Genomic DNA, 15,954 nt, shown 5'->3' on the forward strand with positions numbered 1-15,954 from the left:
CAAGGAGCAAGATCAAATCCGTCGGCCATCGTCCATGCGCGTGATGCGCGCCGGGCCTACCGGAATGAGCTTTCCCTTGCGCGGGCCAATGCTCTAGATTGGCCCCGATTGAGCTCATCTGGAGCTGCCGGGTTTTTAATCTGACGGGTTGTGTGGCTGGTATGGGCGAAGAAACTTACATTCTCAATACCTGGGAAGTCATCGCCGTTTCGCTCGTCATCGGGGCCGTCGTCATCGTCGGCTTCTTCTTCATCCTCAACGCTCCGGAGCGGTGGCGACAGCGTCTGAAGCGCTGGCGGAAGCATTAGCCGGCGCGCGATCCTCAGCGCGCGTGGCGCGCAGGTCCTCCGCCAGGAAGTTGCGGGCGAGGCCGTGATAGAGCGGTTCTGGACAGATCAGCCGGGACGTGACGTAGCCCAGCACGGACGCCGTCATCAAGGCGAGGATATTGTCGGAGCTCTCCGTCATCTCGAGGATGATGACAAAGGCCGTCATCGGCGATTGAACGACGCCGGCAAAGTAACCGGCCATACCGAACAGAGCGCCAAGGCCAACCTTGCTCCCCAGAAGGAGGGCGATGCTGCTGCCGAGACCTGCGCCCACCGAGAGCGACGGCGCGAAAATGCCCCCTGGAATGCCGGACATCATGGAAAGAAAGGTCGCGAGCAGCTTGCTCAGAAAATAGAGCGGCGGCGCCGGCTGTCCCTCGATGGCGTGGCGGGCCTGCTCGTAACCGGAGCCGAAGGCATTTCCATCCGAGACGACGCCGAGGATTGCGACCAGGAAGCCGCAGACCCCGGCGGCCAGAACGAGCCTGAGCATCTTCTGCGGCTGGGCCCAGCGCTTCAGACGCAGCGTCCCGCGCAGGACGGCGAGGCTGAAGGCTGCGCCGAGGAAGCCACCCGCCACGCCGCAGGCGATCACCAGCAGCCAGTCGTGCGCCTGCAGCATTACCTCATGGGTCTCGCCGAAATAGGTGTAGTTGCCGACGAGCGCGAGGGCGGCAAGGCCCGAAAGAATGACGGCATTCAGGACAAGCCCGTTGGCCCGCGACTCATAGGAGCGGCTCATCTCCTCGATGGCGAACACGATACCGGCGAGCGGCGTGTTGAAGGCGGCGGCGATGCCTGCCGCCGAGCCGGCGAGAATGAGACCGCGGGCGTTGCCGACACCGCCCCAGCGCGCCGACAGTTGCATGATATAGGCGCCGACCTGCACCGTCGGGCCTTCGCGTCCGATCGAGGCGCCGCAGCCGAGCCCGACGATGGTCATGACGACCTTGACGACGGCGATCCTGAGCGAGAGCAGCCGTGCCCGCCCGGCCTGCGTCACGATGTTCTGGGCGGCCATGGCCTGGGGAATGCCGCTGCCCTGCGCGTTCGGCGCAATTCTCAATGTCAGATAGGCGCAAACGAGGTAGCCGACAGGCGTCAAGGCAAGAGGAATAAGATAGCCCCACTCGCCGGACCCACGAATGGCGTGGAATATTGCCTGCGCGAAGTCCGCAGCCTTTGCGAAAAAAACCCCGAAAATGCCAATGGAGATGGCACCCAGCCAGAAGACGAGCCTTGGCTTCCACTGTGCTGCATTACCCCAGATGACACGGGATCTGCGCCACAGCTTCGCCCTTCCTGTGCGACGGGGCTTAAGCAAGGATAAACCTCTCCATTTTAGTCAGATTTCGAGGAGAAATCGTCAGATGCGCAGAGGCTTAACCTGCCTGCCCGCAGCGCTCAAGTCCAGCCGCGAGGTGGACGCATTGCCGCAAGGGGGCTAACGCCGGGGAAAAGGCGGCAGCGCGCGGGGGGCCGGAGGCGCGCACTGCTGGAAGAACGTCGCGCGAGACCGGGCGTGCTCAGAGCAAGTCCGTCTGTTGCGGACTTGCTCCACTTAAATATAATTAACGAGCAAATTCAAAATCTTATGTGAAACCGGACGGTTCCCTATAGGCCGGATTTGCTCTGGGCTCGCCGCACGTCCACCAGGCAGCTGTTGGGCGCCGCGCCGCCCGTGAGGTGGGACGTCGGACGGTCCGACGTCAGCACATTGGGGTTGCCGCCCCGGTCCACGCTGGTGCCGTCCGGCATTACCACCGGATCAAACCAGCCGCCGGTCGGCAACACCACGACGCCGGCCATGACCTCGGCGGAGAGGCGCGCGGCGGCCAGACTACGGCCGCGATCGTTGAAGATCTCGACGATGTCGCCGTCAGCGATGCCGCGCGACCCCGCGTCCACGGGATTGAGCAGCGCGACCTCGTGTCCAGTCCGTTTGGCGCGCTGGCTTTCCCCGACGAGTTCAAGCTGGCTGTGCAGGCGATGCGCCGGCTGGGGCGACAGGAGATGCAGCGGATAGGTCTCGGCGAGCGGCGCGCCGAGCCATTCCTCCGGCGGCATCCAGACGGGATGGCCGGCAATATCGGGATAACCGAACCCGGCGATCGTGTCCGACACGATCTCGATGCGCCCCGAGGGCGTCGCGAGCGGATGGGCCAAGGGATCGGCGATGAAATCGGCGAAGGGCACGCCGGGGGCGGCCGCCTCCTCGCCGAGATCGAGGCCGGCATAGCCCTCGGCCTGGAAGGTCTCGAAATCCGGCAGCTCCGGGTGCCGCTCGCGGTAGCCGCCATAGAGCCGGCGCAGCCAGCCGTCTTCGTTGAGGCCTTCGGTGAAGGCCTCCTCCAGTCCCAGTTCCCGGGCGATGCGCGCGAAAATGCGGAAGTCGCTCAGCACGCCCGGCGGCGGCGCCATGATCTGCCGGCTCGCGACCAGCCAGTTGTCACGTGAGGACGCGGCGATATCGTCGCGCTCGAAGGGCAGGCTCGCCGGGAGCACGATATCCGCGTGGCGGGCGGTCGCCGTCCACACACTCTCGTTGACGATGACCGTCTCCGGGCGGCGCCACGCCTCGGCGAGGCGGTTGAGGTCCTGGTGGTGGTGGAAAGGGTTGCCGCCGGCCCACCAGACGAGCCGGATGTCCGGCAGCGTGAGATCGCGGCCGTTATAGGCGAGCCTCTCCCCCGGACGCGTCAGCAGTTCGGTGATGCGCGCCACCGGAATGAAGGCTTTGACCGGGTTCGGTCCCTGCGGCAGGGCGGGCCCCTTGAGGTGGCGGATGGGCTGGCCGACGGAGCTCACCGCCGTGAGCCCGAAGGCAAAGCCCGCGCCGGGCCGGCCGATCTGCCCGGCCATCGCCGCCAGCGCGATCGCCGCCCAATAGGGCTGCTCGCCGAAGCGCGCGCGCTGCAGGGACCAGGAGGCGTTGACGAGGGCGGGGGCCTCGGCGAAGGCGCGTGCCAGGCCGCGGATCGTCTCCGCCGGCATTCCGGAAATGGCCTCCGCCCATTCCGGCGTCTTGGCGACGCCGTCGCTGGCACCCGTGAGATAGGCGGCGAAGGTGTCGAAGCCGGTGGTGTAGCGATCGAGGAAATCGCGCCGGGCGAGGCCCTCCGCCAGCAGGACCTCAGCCATCGCCAGCATGACGGCGGTATCCGTGTTCGGGCGGATGGCGACATGCTCGATCTGCGCGCGTCCGGCGATATCGGGCACGTCCGTCCCGACGGGGCTCACGACAACGACGCGCACGCCCTTCGCCACGAGGCGCTCCAGCCAGCGCTCGGCGCGATGCTGGCCGGTGCCGCCGGCTTCCACCTGGGCATTGGTGAGGCGGAAGCCGCCAAAGGAGATGACCATCCGCGCATGGGCGGCGATGAGATCCCAGCTCGGCGCGGCATCGGTGGCGCCGACGAAGGCCGGGCCGATGACATGCGGCAGCAGCACGGCGGCAGCACCGTAGCTGTAGGTATTGACCGACGACACGAAGCCGCCGCACAGATTGAGGAAGCGCTTGAGCTGGCTCGGCGCGTGGTTGAAGCGCCCGGCGCTCGCCCAGCCGTAGGAGCCGGCGAAGATCGCCGTGTTGCCGTGCGTCGCCCGGATCCGCGTGATCTCGTCGGCGACCAGCCTTACGGCCGTATCCCAGTCTACCGGGACGAAGGGCTCACGGCCGCGCCCGCTGCCGTCGCGCGCGCCCTCGCCGGTATCAAGCCAGCCTTGCCGCACCATGGGCTGGCGCAGGCGCTCGGGGTGATCGGCGAGCTCGAGGAAACCCGCGCCGATCGGCGAGGGCCTCGGATCGTGCCGGAAGCCACGCAGTTCCGGCCGCCCCTCGCCGTCATGCACAACCTCATAGGTGCCGAAATGCGTGCCGAAGAGGTGCATGCTTTACTCCGAATATTCTGCGTGAAGCTCGCTACTGCACGGGCTTCAGATCGAACGCCCGCACCCAGTCGTCGCCACGCGCGGCCCAGGACACGCGCTTCGATGTGCCATAGGTCGCCGGCTGCACATAGAGGAAGAGCGCCGGCGCCTCCTCGCACATCAGCGCGGTCGCCTTGGTGTAGAAGCCCTGCCGCGCAGCCTTATCGGTGGTCGAGCGGCCCTGTTCGAGCAATTTGCCGAAGGCCGCGTTGTCCCAATAGGCATATTGGTTGCCCGGCGCAAAGAGCGTGAGCAATCCATCCGCATCGATCGTCGGCCAGGCCTGCGCCAGCACCGACATCGGCGCCAGCTCGCGCGAGCGCAGATATTTGTTCATATAGGTGCTGAAATCCATCTCGGAAATCTTCAGGTTCAGGCCGACCTGCGTGAGCTGGTCGGCAACGACCTGCGCGACTTCCGTGCCCTGGAGATAGACGCCGGTCGGCACGTCGAGCGCAATGGGCTGGCTCAAATCGACGCCCGAGGACTTCAGGAGCTGCTGCGCCTTGGCGGGGTCATAGGGGTAGGGCTTCAGGTCCGGATTGAAGCCGAAATAGTTCGGCGACAGCACCTGGCATTGGGACACGTCCGCCGCGCCATCGAAGATGGCCTCTGTGATGCCTTGCTTGTCGACCGCATAGTTCAGGGCCTGGCGGAAGACCTTGTTGTCAAACGGCGGCTTCTGCGTGTTGAACTTGATGAACAGGCTGCGCGTGCTCGGCACGGAGCCGGCCGTAGCACTCCCGCTGTCCTTGATGCGCTTGACCTCGGTGAGCGGGATGCTCGTGATGAGATCGACCTCGCCGGCCAGAAGCGCGGCGACGCGGCTCGCGCTCTCCGGGATATTGCGGAAGATCACGGTGTCGAAGGCCGGCTTCTCGCCCCACCACTTGGGATTGGCCTTCAGGGTGATGTGATCGCCCGGCACGTTCTCGGCGAGTTCATAGCGCCCGCCGGAGAGCGTCTCGGTGGCGGGCTTGTGGCTCGCTGCCCATTGCGGCGGCAAGAGGAAGAACATCGAGAGCTGGTCGGCGAAAGCCGGATAGGGCGCCGAGGTCGTCACCTCGATCTCGGTGGGGCTCACCACCTTCACGTCCTTGACGAGGTCGAACCAAGCCTTGATGCGCGCGTTGACCTTGGGGTCGCGCACGCGGTCCAGGTTCCATTTCACCGCCTCGGCGTCGACCTTCTCGCCATTGGCGAAGCTGGCGTTATCGACAAGCGTGAAACGCCAGGTGAGATCGTCCACCTGCTTCCAGGACTTCGCCACGGCAGGCTGGAGCTTCAGATCCGGCCCGCGGATGACGAGCGAAGGATAGATATGGCTGAGGACGCTCAAGTCCGTGCCGACGGATGCCGACATATGCGGATCAAGCGTATTGACGTTCGTGCCGAGCGCGATGGTGAGCGTTTCAGCGCTCGCCAAGACCGGCAGGCTGACCGCGACCACCGCCGCTGTCGCACCGATAATCCGTGACCAGTGACGCATGACAGTTCCCCTTTTTTCAGACTTGCAGGTTCTTCCAGATTTGCAGGTTCAGACTTGCAGAAAGCCGTTGGGCGAGCGGGTGAGACATTCGCAGCCTGTCTCCGTCACCAGGATCGTGTCGGATATCTGGGTGCCGCACACGCCCGGCATGCGCAGGTTCGGCTCCAGCGTGAGGAGCATGCCCGCCTCCAGCGGAAAGCTCGTCTTCGCATCGAGCGAAGGCCCCTCATGGGCGCCGAGCCCGATGCCGTGGCCGATGCGGCCCGGCAGGAACCGGCCGTAGCCGTTCTCCTCCAGCCCCCGGCGCGCCTGGGCATAAAGCTCGGAAATCGGCGTACCCGGCTTGATCAGCGGCACGATGCTCTCGCGGATGGCGATGATGGACTCGATCGCGCGCTTGATCTCGTCCGGCAGCGTGCCCACCGCGACCGTGCGCTCATTCTCCGCATGAATGCCGTTGACGATCGTCCAGATGTCGATGAAGACCGGCTCGCCCTTGACGGGCCTGCGCACCGTCGGGTTGTCGCAGTTCATGAAAATCCGCTCGTGGGTGAACACCCAGGTCCACAGTCCGTTCTGCACGCCCCCTTCGAGGCTGCCGAAATCACAAACCTCGGCGTCGGGATAGGTCTCGGCCCAGTAGCGGTTCATCGCGGCCATGGAGGTGATGGCGATCTCGCGTTCATTCCCGCCCTGGCCGACCGCATCGACGGCTGCATACATGCCGACATCGGCGATGGCGGCGGCCGCGCGGGCATTCGCGATCTCGTCCGCATCCTTGATGAGCCGCGTCTCGAAGACGAGCTGCGAGACATCGGCGAAGCGCGCCCCCGGCAGGATGCCCTGCAGGTCGCGATAGCGTGTCATCGGGAGGAAATCTTCCTCGATGCCGACGACCGCCTCAGCGAAGCCGCCTTCCGTGAGCATGGTCTTGAGGGCTTCGAGCCAGCTCGGCCCCATGGTGACCTTGGTCGACCAGGCGCCATAGAGGCGGATGTCCTCGAGAAATGTGGAGGCGCGCGCATGGTCGTCGCGCAGCGCATGCACCAGCATGGAGGCCTTGCCCTCGCGCGGCAGGATAGCCACAACCGGATGGCTGTAGATGATCGGGTTGAACCCCGTGAGGTAGAAGCTGTTTTCCGGCTTGAAGCACAGCATCACGTCGATGCCGGCTTCTTCCATGCGCCGACGCAGGCGTTCGAGACGGGGTTGATGGGACATCGTGTTCATGTCGTCAGGTCCTCAGCCTTGGGTCGAAATAGTCGCGCAGCCAGTCGCCGAGCAGGTTGACGCTCAACACCGTGAGCATGATCGCGAGCCCGGGAAAGGTCACGACCCACCAGGCGGTTGAGATATAGACCCTGCCCTCGGCGAGCATGCGCCCCCAGCTCGCGGCAGGCGGCTGGACGCCGAGCCCGAGGAAGCTGAGGGCTGCATCCATGATGATGATGCGCGCGAGTTCGAGCGTCGCGACGACGAGGGCCGGCGTCATGACATTGGGCAGGATATGCCGCAGCATGATCTGCGCCGTGCTCGCGCCGATGGTCCGTGCCGACTGCACGAATTCGCGCTCGCGCAGGGCGAGCACCTGGCCGCGGATGATGCGCGCGTAGCGGATCCAGCTCGTCAGCGCGAGCACGATGACGAGATTGGTGAGGCTCGGTCCAAGCGCGGCGACCACGAGCAGCGCCAGCAGCATGAGCGGTATGGCGAGCTGGATGTCGACGAGCCGCATCAGGAGCCGGTCGGTGATGCCGCCGCAATAGCCGGCGACGATGCCGAGCATGACCCCGACGATGCCGCCGAGCACGACGGCATAGGCGCCGATCGTCAGCGTGATCCGGCTGCCGTAGACGATGCGGCTCAGGATGTCGCGGCCGAGCTGGTCCGTGCCGAGCGGGTGAGCGCCGGGCGCGAAGAGGCCGGTCCAGGTCGGCGGCGCCATGCGCGCGCGGAGGTCGCCGCGGACCGGATCCGGCAGGCCGAGCGTGGGCGCGAGCAACGCGCCAGCGACGAGCAGCATGAGGATGAGGATCCCGAAGAGCCCGCCGCGGCTCTGCACAAGGGCCCGGAGAAAAGCCTTCATTGCCCTTTCCTCCGAATGCGCGGATCAAGCACGCCGTAGAGCAGGTCGACCAGGAAATTGATGCTCACATAGACGGTGGCGATCACCGCGACGCCCGCCTGCACCACGGGAAAATCCTTGGATTCGATGGCCTGGACGATGAGCCGGCCGACGCCGGGCCAGGCGAAAACGGTTTCCGTCACAACCGAGCCGCCAAGGAGTTCGCCGGACAGGATGCCGACCATGGTGACGACGGGGATGAGGGCGTTGCGCAAGGCATGCCAGACGAAGACCTGCCCGGGCGGCAAGCCCTTGGCCTGCGCCGTGCGCACATAATCCTCCTTCATGGAATCAAGGAGGCTCGATCGCAGGAGCCGCGCGATCGAGGCGCTGACGAAGACAGCGAGTGTGAAGGCCGGCAGCACGAGATGGGCGAGGCTGCCGTAGCCGCCGGTCGGCAGCCAGCCGAGGTCCACGGCGAAGAACAGGATCAGCATGATGCCGAGCCAGAAGACCGGCGTCGCCTGGCCGAGCAGTGCGAGCGTCATCACGGCGAATTCGGCGAACTTGCCGCGCTGGGTCGCCGCGATGGCGCCCGCGCCGCCGCCGATCAGCACGCCAAACACCATCGCCGTCACCGCGAGCGTGATCGTTGCCGGCATCCGTTCGAGCACGACGGTGATGGCGGGACGGTTGAAGACGAAGGACTGCCCGAAATCGCCCTGCACGGCCTGGGCGAGGAAGCTCAGATATTGCTGCCAGAGCGGCTGATCGAGCCCGAGCGCGGCGCGGAAGGCATCGAGCTGTTCCGCCGAGGCGCCGACCGGCAGCAACAGGGCCGCCGGGTCGCCGAGGAGGCGCGTCACGAAGAAGACGATCGTGACCACGCCCCAGACGGCGACGATCGCCTCGCCGAGTTTGCCGATGACGTAGCGGATCACGCGGCGGTCCTGGCGAGAAAGTCGCGAATGCCGGCGAGCACGCGCGCGTTGGCCTCGACATGCACCGCGTGATTGGCGCCTTCGATCTCCAGGAGTTCCGCGCCCGGCACCTTCTCCGCGATCAGCCGCGACTGGCTCGGCGGGCAGATCCAGTCCGCGCCGCCGACAACGACCAGGGTCGGCACGTCGATAGCGGGGAGCTTGTCGCGCAGGTCATAGTCCTTGGCGGTGAACAGCGCGTTGTGCGTCTCGGCGTGAAGATGCATGACGCGCGTGCGCTCCAGTGCGGCGTCCGGGTCGAATGTCTCGAAATAGAGCGGCTGCAGCGCGAGCCAGATGAGCCGGAGCTCGGTATCGTCGACCACCTTGTCCGAGAACATCTTCTCCACCATGCCGAGCGAGGCGCTGGTGGCCTTGTGGAGGCGCGCCTTGAAGTTCTCGACCGCTTCCGCCTCATGGTGGTGGCTCGGCGCCGTGCCGCGCAGGATGAGCCGCGAGAGGCCGCGGCTGCCATATTTCACCGCATAGGTCAGCGCGATCATGCCGCCGAAGGAGCCGCCGATCAGGATGATGCGCCGGCCGCCGCAGAGCGTCTGGCGGAATGCCTCGAGATCGTCGGCATATTGCTCGAAATTGTAGGGCGGCGTGAGCGAGGAGAGCCCGCAGCCGCGCTGATCATAGGCCAGGAGCCGATAGCGGTCCGCGAGCGGCAGGAACGCTTTGAAGTCGCCTCTGTGGTCGCCGATCCCGCGCCCGCCGTGGAGCACGACGATCGTCTCATCCTTGTCGTCGCCGGCGACGTCATAGACGAAGGTCGCGCCGTTGAGTGCGATGCGGCGTGCTTCACTCGGCTGCATGATCGAGCCCCTGCTTTGCCTCGTTCCGTTGATCCGCATCGACCCATTCGTCGCCGACAAGTTCCGGCGTCGAGAAGGCGACGAGATTGGCGTAGTGCAATTCGCGATCCTCGACGAACAGGGCCTGCACGATGCCCCGCGCGAGGCGTTCCGCGCCCTCGCTGATCGCCGGGATGTCGCCGGAGAGCTTGCCGTGGCTGAGCGTCGCCGGGAAATTGAAGGCATGGATGGAACGGAGCGCAGGACAGGTGCCGGGCTCGCGCTCCAGGAATTCGAAGCTCGGCCCGAGATCCGGCGAATAGGTGAGTTCGGCATTCGCCATGCCGTCGGGCGGCGCGAAGCGATCCCCCCAGAAGCGGATATAGGGTGCGAAGGCGGCCAATTCCGGCCGCAGGCCGAGATCGACGTTGAAGCCCGTGGCGAAGATCATGAAATCGATGGCGTAGCGCGCCTTGGGCGTAACGATTTCGAGATGATCGCCCTTCTCGTGAACGTCCGTCACCGGGCTGCCAAGGTGGAAGAAGGCATGGGGGTGACGTGAAACGCGCAAGGTGCTGTCGCGCGGCGGCGGCGTCTGTGCCGACAGCGTCGTGTGCAGGAAGCGCCACTTCCACTCATCCGGCAGGCCGGCAAAGCCATGGACGACGCCCTGGCTGCCGATGCCGGTGAATTTGTTGATGCGCGGAATGTCCGTGCGGCGAATGAAGAGGTCGAGCCGGGCGGCGCCGGCCTCGAGCGCGGTCGCGGCATTGTCCATGGCCGAGGCGCCCGCGCCGACCACACCGACGCGTTTGTCCTTCAACGCTTCGAAATCGATCGCGTCGGCGGAATGCGCCCAGAAGCGCGGATCGAGCCGCTTGACGAAGTCAGGCACATAGGGGCCGCCGAGGCCATCGCGGCCGGTGGCCAGCACGAGATGGCGCGCGATGACGCGGCCGGGCTGGCCGCCCTGCTTGATGGCCACGTCAAGAAGACCGTCAGGACGCGCCGCCACATGGGTGATGGTCGTCTCGTTGACCACCGGCAGGTCGAGCACCCGCCGATACCAGACGAGATAGTCCATCCAGATCTCGCGCGGGATCTTGTCGAGCGCCTCCCAGGCCGCGAGACCGAAGCGCGCCTCATGATAGGCGCGATAGGTCAGGGCCGGCAGGCCCATGGCGGGGCCTGTGAGCTGCTTCGGCGAGCGCAGGGTCTGCATGCGGGCATAGGTGACCCACGGCCCTTCCCGCCCGGCCGGTGCCTTGTCGTAGACGACGTGATTGGCAACGCCGTAGCGCTTCAGCATGGCCGATGCGACGAGCCCGGCCATTCCCGCACCGACGATCACCACGTCACGCACCGTCTCGCCGTCAGCGACGCGCTCGGGCACCCACGGCTTGGCCGGCAGTTCGAGCCAGGCGAGGTCCTGCCGCAGCCGCGCCTCCAGGGCTTCGAGCCCGATGGCATCGGCACCGGCGGTCATCGCGGTCGCGTCTGCAGTCACTGTCATTGGTCGGTCCCTTCCTCACCGGGAGCGGATCGGTCACCGTCCTCGCCGGGGGGCCGGCGGTCGTGACCATAGAGGACGTCGGCGAGGCTCTCGCGCCCGCCGGGATCGAGTCGCTTCAGCCGCGGCACGAGCGCGGCGGACACGACATCGAAGGCGCTGATCAGGGCCTCGACGCCAGGAGTCAGCGGTTTCGCGAGCGGCGTGACGATGCCGAAGACGAAGGGGATGTGGACGTCGAGCGGCCGGATCGCCAAGCCCTCGATCGGCAGGCTGTAGGCGGTCGCCGGCTCGACCAGCGCCACCCCGAGGCCGGACCGCGCGACACCGAGCGCCGTGAAGGATGCGTTGGTGTCGAGAATGTCGGATGGGTTCACGCCCGCTTTCGCCAGGGCCTCGTCGATCCGGCCGCGCAGCCGGTAGGGATTGGCCATGGTCACGATACGTCGGTCGGCGAGATCGGCGAGACGAACCACCTCGCCGCGCGCGAGCGGATCGCTCGCCGACACAGCCGCCACACAGGGGGCCTCGCCGATCCACTGGATATCGAGGCCGGGATGCTCCAGCGGAAGGCTCGCGAAGCCCACATCCGCAGAACGCGCCAACACCGACTGCACCACGCGTTCCGCAGGTGCAGACTGGACATGCACCTGCTTCGGCATCACCGCTGCATCGATGACCGCAAGCGCCCGCGGCACGAGGCCGGCCGCCAGGGCGGGAATTGCGGCGATCTCGATGGCGAGCGGAGCATCCTGGCTGATGGCGAGGGCGCGCTCGCGCATGTGCTTAAGGCTGACGAGCAGCCGCTCGACCTCTTCGTGGAACAGAACCCCGCGGTTGGTGGGCGTGATGCGAGGGCCGTTGCGATGCAAGAGCGCAAAGCCGAGATTGGCCTCGAGCTCCTGAATGAGACGCGTCACGGCTGGCTGCGAGCGCCCAAGCAGGCGCGCAGCACCGGTGATGCTGCCGGCCGACATGACGGCGGCGAAAGCATCCAGCTGCCGGAGGTCTAATGTCTCAAAATTCATATTTCGTATCTTATTATTTCTATCATTTTTATCAACAGTGAAGCTTTTGCGTGGCTCCACTGCCCCTCTGCGCATCCTACTATCTATGATTTGAATTATATGGCAATATAAATTTGGAAAACGCATATTAAGTTGCGGGCCGCCAGACGGGTGACAACGGGTTGAAGCGCCGGGCTGGACGGCCTGCGCATGGGAGCAGCGACGCAATGCAGACTGACATCATCGAGCGGCTCGCCGGCATCGGCAGCGGATCGCCATTGGCGGAGGCCTTGAAGGCACGGGCCGAAATCATGCGGCTGAGCGACGCGAGCCACGAAGCCGTTCTGCGGCCGAAGACGCCCGGAGGGTTGAGCCATGCCCTGCGCGCCGCATTAGCCGCGCGCATGGCCGCATGGCTCGGCAACGACGCATTGGCGGCGCATTATCGGGCCCTGCTCCAGGAAGCCGGATCGGGACAAGCGGCCGAAGACCTCGCCGCCACGGTGGCGACGACAGAGTCCCTGCCGGCGGAGCGGCGGCTCGCAGCCATCGTCCGGCACGTCGATCTGGTGACGCGCGAACCCCGCGAAGCCACCCGCGCCGACATCGAGGCGCTGAGGGCGGCCGGGCTCGACGAGGCCGATATCGTGCGGCTCTCAGAGCTTGCGGCCTTCGTGAATTACCAGGCCCGCGTCATCGCCGGCTTTCGCTGCCTCCAGGACGTGATGTGAAGGGAACTGTCATGAGCGAACCGGTCCACACTTTCACCGCCGAGCCCCTGCAATGGTCGCCCTATCTCACGCCGGTCCGGCTCGATGAGGCGACCCCCGAGCAGCTCGACGCGATGAAGGTGACGCCCTCCAACAAGAAGGTGTCGGACTATGTGCTGACCCTGGCGCATGATCCGGAATCGCTCGCCGTGCGCTCGCCGCTCTTCAACGCCATCATGTATGGCCGCGACGGCCTGTCACGCGCTGAGCGCGAGCTCGGCGCGGTCGGCGCCTCCATCGTCAACCGTTGCGTGTATTGCGCTTCGGTCCATGCAGCCCAGTTCAACCGCCTGACGGAAAGAACCGACGTCATCGCACGGATCTTCGCCGACGGACCGGCGGCCGAGCTGGAGGAACACCAGCAGGCGATCTTCGATTTCGCGGTGAAGCTGTCAGAGACACCGCCGGCAGTGACGCACAAGGATGCCGTCGCGCTGCGCGACACCGGCTTGTCGGCGCTGGAAATGGCCGACCTCGTGCTCTCGGCCGCCATCTTCGGCTGGGCCAACCGGCTCATGCACACGCTCGGCGAGCCGCGGCGCCCGTCCGCCTGAGGACAGGGGCTTGAATGGAATCGTCCGACACCATCCAAGTCGGACTTGCTCCAGGATCAATCGACATTCAGCGCTTTCAGCTGTCATGGCCGGGCTTGTCATTGAAGTCGGGCTTGCCCGACTTCAGTCTGTCCAACGCGGAACTCGGCAACAGCCGAGTTCCGTTGCCATCCCGATATATCGAGGCGCCTTTCCGATCGGGATCATTGGAACTCGGCTGTTGCCGCGTTCCTGACCAAAAGCCGAAATTCGGATAAATCCGATTTCGGGGACAAGCCCGGTGATGACGGTGATAACTCTTACGGCAAGTCTCGAATGTCGATTCAGCCTATCGCCCCACCGCGTAGTCCTGCATGCCGCGTGGGTTCGCGGCGGAGCGCAGGATCGGGGCGCCCTCCGCCGTCTCGCGGCCGACCGCGCACAATCGGCCGAGCGTCCAGTCGCCTGCCACCGTCACGTCATGGCCGCGCCTGTCTAGGGCGGCGATGACCTCCGGCGAAAAGCGCCCTTCCACGGTCAACGATCGGGGCTTGAAGTCCCGCGGCCAGAACGACGCGATGAGATGGCTGGTGTGGAAGGCCGGTGCGTCGATTGCCTGTTGCAAGCCGTAACCGTGGTGGAGCACCCTGAGCAGGAAGGCCATGGACCATTGCTCCTGCTGATCCCCGCCCGGGGTTCCGAAGCCGAGATAGGGCAAGCCGTCCCGCAGGACCAGCGTCGGCGTCAGCGTCGTCCGCGGACGCTTGCCGGGCGCCAGCGACGAAGGCAGGCCCGGCGTGAGCCAGAACATCTGCGTGCGCGTCGACAGGCCGAAGCCGAGCTCGGGGATGACCGGGCTCGCCTGCAGCCAGCCGCCGGACGGGGTGGCGGCCACCATGTTGCCGTGCCGGTCCGTCACGCAGATGTGGCAGGTGTCACCCTCGCGCCGCTCGACATGGGCCGCGAGCGCCGCCTCAGCGATGCCACCGGCCTGGAAAGTCGGCTCGCCGAGCGCTGCCTGGAATGTGGGCTCGCCGGCACCCGCCGGCGCCTTACCCACCGCTTCCCGCAGCGGGATGGCGGCGGGTTCCCGCCCTCCCGGCGCGCCGGGCCGAAATTCCGCCGAGCTTGCCGCCGTAACGAGCGCGCGCCGCTGCGCAATATAGGCCGGGTCAAGGAGCGCGTCGAGCGGCGCGTCGCCATCGCCGAGCCAGGCATCGCGATCGGCCAGGGCGAGCTTGCCCGTCTCGGTGACGAGATGGACGAATTCATCCCCCAGCGGATCGAGATCGCCGAGCGGGAACCCCTCGAGCAAACCGAGCCATTGCAGGAAGGCGGGCCCCTGCGTCCAGGCACCGCATTTCAGAACGGTCACGCCATTGTAGTCGCGGCTGACCGGCGCGTCATAGCTTGCCCGCCAGCGCGCCAGATCATCCGCGGTCAAAAGCCCGGCGTGGCGTCTGCCGGAGGAATCGAGCACCGCCAACCGGCTCGCGCGATCGATGGCCTCGGCGACGAAGCCTTCGTACCAGAGCCTTTCGGCTTTCCCCAGTTCAGCCTCGCGGCTGCCGCCCTCGCTTTCATCGACGATCCGCCGATAGGTCGCGGCCAGTGCCGGGTTGCGGAACAGCGCGCCGGCCTCCGGAGCCCTTCCGTGGGGAAAATACACGGCCGCGGAATCGGTCCACTCGCTCTCGAAGAGCCCGCGCATGGATTCGATCGTACGCGCCACGCGGAGCGTCAGGGGAAAGCCGCCGCCGGCGAAGGCGATGGCCGGCTCCAGGACGTCCCTGAGCCGCAACGTTCCGTGGTCGCGCAGGAGCAGAAGCCACGCACTGAAAGCACCGGGCACGCAGGCGGCGAGATGTCCGGTGCCGGGCACCATATCGAGCCCCAGTTCACGGAAGCGTTCAGGCGTCGCGGCTGCCGGCGTTACGCCCTGTCCGCAGATGCCCTCGGCTTTGCCGCTCCGCGCATCATAGAAAAGGATGGGGACCTCGCCCGCCGGGCCGTTGAGATGCGGCTCGACGACCTGCAGCGCAAAGCCCGCGGCAACCGCCGCATCGAAGGCATTGCCGCCCCGTTCAAGGATACGCATCGCCGTTGCCGCCGCCAGCCAGTGCGTGGCCGCAGCACAGCCGAACGTCCCGCGGATTTCCGGCCGGGTGGTAAAGGGGCCGTTGGAATAGACGGTGACCATGGCTCAGCGGCGGAAATAGCCGGGGCGTTTCAGGACAATGGAACGCAACCCCGCCGTAAGCGGACCATCGGTCTCGGTGGCGGCCTTGGCGGCGGCCCAGGCGGGATCGTCGCGGAACATGTCCCATCCAGCCTTCATCGCCGCCTCATCGGCCCATTCCATCACATACCAGATCTCGCGGGCGCCATCGGTGGTCTCCCAGTAGTCGTGCACTTTGAAGCTATATTTGGCGAGAAGCGGGAAGACATGCTCCTCGAAACGGCGCGCCAGGGCGTCAGCTTTGCCCGGGGCAGGCGTATAGTGGCGAAGCTCATAGATCATCGGGTTATCTTCCTGCTGGGACG

The 15,954-nt window shown here is 66.2% G+C and carries 13 protein-coding genes; 2 read left to right on the top strand and 11 right to left on the bottom strand.

What is annotated here, in order from left to right; translation table 11 throughout:
- Window positions 1–255: 255 nt before the first annotated feature.
- From C7450_RS02960 to C7450_RS03000, 9 genes are all read right to left on the bottom strand, one after another.
- Complete coding sequence (locus C7450_RS02960; RefSeq protein ID WP_110372865.1) at window positions 256–1,653, bottom strand: chloride channel protein; 1,398 nt, start codon at window positions 1,651–1,653, stop codon at window positions 256–258.
- A 290-nt stretch (window positions 1,654–1,943) separates the two neighbouring features.
- Complete coding sequence (locus C7450_RS02965) at window positions 1,944–4,220, bottom strand: molybdopterin-dependent oxidoreductase (protein ID WP_110372866.1); 2,277 nt, start codon at window positions 4,218–4,220, stop codon at window positions 1,944–1,946.
- A gap of 31 nt (window positions 4,221–4,251) precedes the next feature.
- The gene (locus C7450_RS02970; protein WP_110372867.1) at window positions 4,252–5,748 is read right to left on the bottom strand and encodes an ABC transporter substrate-binding protein; all 1,497 of its coding nucleotides are present in this window, start codon (window positions 5,746–5,748) and stop codon (window positions 4,252–4,254) included.
- A gap of 48 nt (window positions 5,749–5,796) precedes the next feature.
- The gene (locus C7450_RS02975) at window positions 5,797–6,978 is read right to left on the bottom strand and encodes a M24 family metallopeptidase (RefSeq protein ID WP_110372868.1); all 1,182 of its coding nucleotides are present in this window, start codon (window positions 6,976–6,978) and stop codon (window positions 5,797–5,799) included.
- A 4-nt stretch (window positions 6,979–6,982) separates the two neighbouring features.
- Window positions 6,983–7,834 (bottom strand): ABC transporter permease, encoded by an 852-nt coding sequence (locus C7450_RS02980; RefSeq protein WP_110372869.1) that lies wholly within the window; start codon window positions 7,832–7,834, stop codon window positions 6,983–6,985.
- Window positions 7,831–8,754, bottom strand: coding sequence for an ABC transporter permease (locus C7450_RS02985; protein ID WP_110372870.1), 924 nt, complete (start codon window positions 8,752–8,754; stop codon window positions 7,831–7,833). Before C7450_RS02985 ends, C7450_RS02980 begins: the two co-directional genes overlap by 4 nt.
- On the bottom strand, window positions 8,751–9,611 hold the full coding sequence (locus tag C7450_RS02990; protein WP_110372871.1) for an alpha/beta fold hydrolase: 861 nt from the start codon (window positions 9,609–9,611) through the stop codon (window positions 8,751–8,753). Before C7450_RS02990 ends, C7450_RS02985 begins: the two co-directional genes overlap by 4 nt.
- The gene (locus C7450_RS02995; RefSeq protein ID WP_110373232.1) at window positions 9,598–11,076 is read right to left on the bottom strand and encodes an NAD(P)-binding domain-containing protein; all 1,479 of its coding nucleotides are present in this window, start codon (window positions 11,074–11,076) and stop codon (window positions 9,598–9,600) included. The genes C7450_RS02990 and C7450_RS02995 overlap by 14 nt, the downstream gene beginning before the upstream one ends.
- A gap of 23 nt (window positions 11,077–11,099) precedes the next feature.
- Entirely contained in the window at window positions 11,100–12,137 is a 1,038-nt protein-coding gene (locus C7450_RS03000; RefSeq protein ID WP_425351146.1) for a LysR family transcriptional regulator, read from the bottom strand.
- A gap of 197 nt (window positions 12,138–12,334) precedes the next feature.
- Here C7450_RS03000 and C7450_RS03005 point away from each other — a divergent pair, with 197 nt between their 5' ends.
- Both C7450_RS03005 and C7450_RS03010 read left to right on the top strand, forming a co-directional pair.
- The gene (locus tag C7450_RS03005; protein WP_110372873.1) at window positions 12,335–12,838 is read left to right on the top strand and encodes a CMD domain protein; all 504 of its coding nucleotides are present in this window, start codon (window positions 12,335–12,337) and stop codon (window positions 12,836–12,838) included.
- An 11-nt stretch (window positions 12,839–12,849) separates the two neighbouring features.
- A complete protein-coding gene (locus C7450_RS03010) occupies window positions 12,850–13,431 on the top strand; it encodes a peroxidase-related enzyme (protein WP_110372874.1) in 582 nt (193 codons plus the stop codon).
- A gap of 328 nt (window positions 13,432–13,759) precedes the next feature.
- Here the strand turns inward: C7450_RS03010 and C7450_RS03015 are convergent, their stop codons facing one another.
- Entirely contained in the window at window positions 13,760–15,610 is a 1,851-nt protein-coding gene (locus tag C7450_RS03015; protein ID WP_110372875.1) for a gamma-glutamyltransferase family protein, read from the bottom strand.
- A 3-nt stretch (window positions 15,611–15,613) separates the two neighbouring features.
- Window positions 15,614–15,931, bottom strand: a complete 318-nt coding sequence (locus C7450_RS03020; RefSeq protein ID WP_110372876.1) for an NIPSNAP family protein — start codon at window positions 15,929–15,931, stop codon at window positions 15,614–15,616.
- Between the last annotated feature and the right edge of the window lie 23 nt (window positions 15,932–15,954).

Origin of the sequence: Chelatococcus asaccharovorans (assembly GCF_003201475.1) — a bacterium.
Lineage (GTDB): Bacteria > Pseudomonadota > Alphaproteobacteria > Rhizobiales > Beijerinckiaceae > Chelatococcus > Chelatococcus asaccharovorans.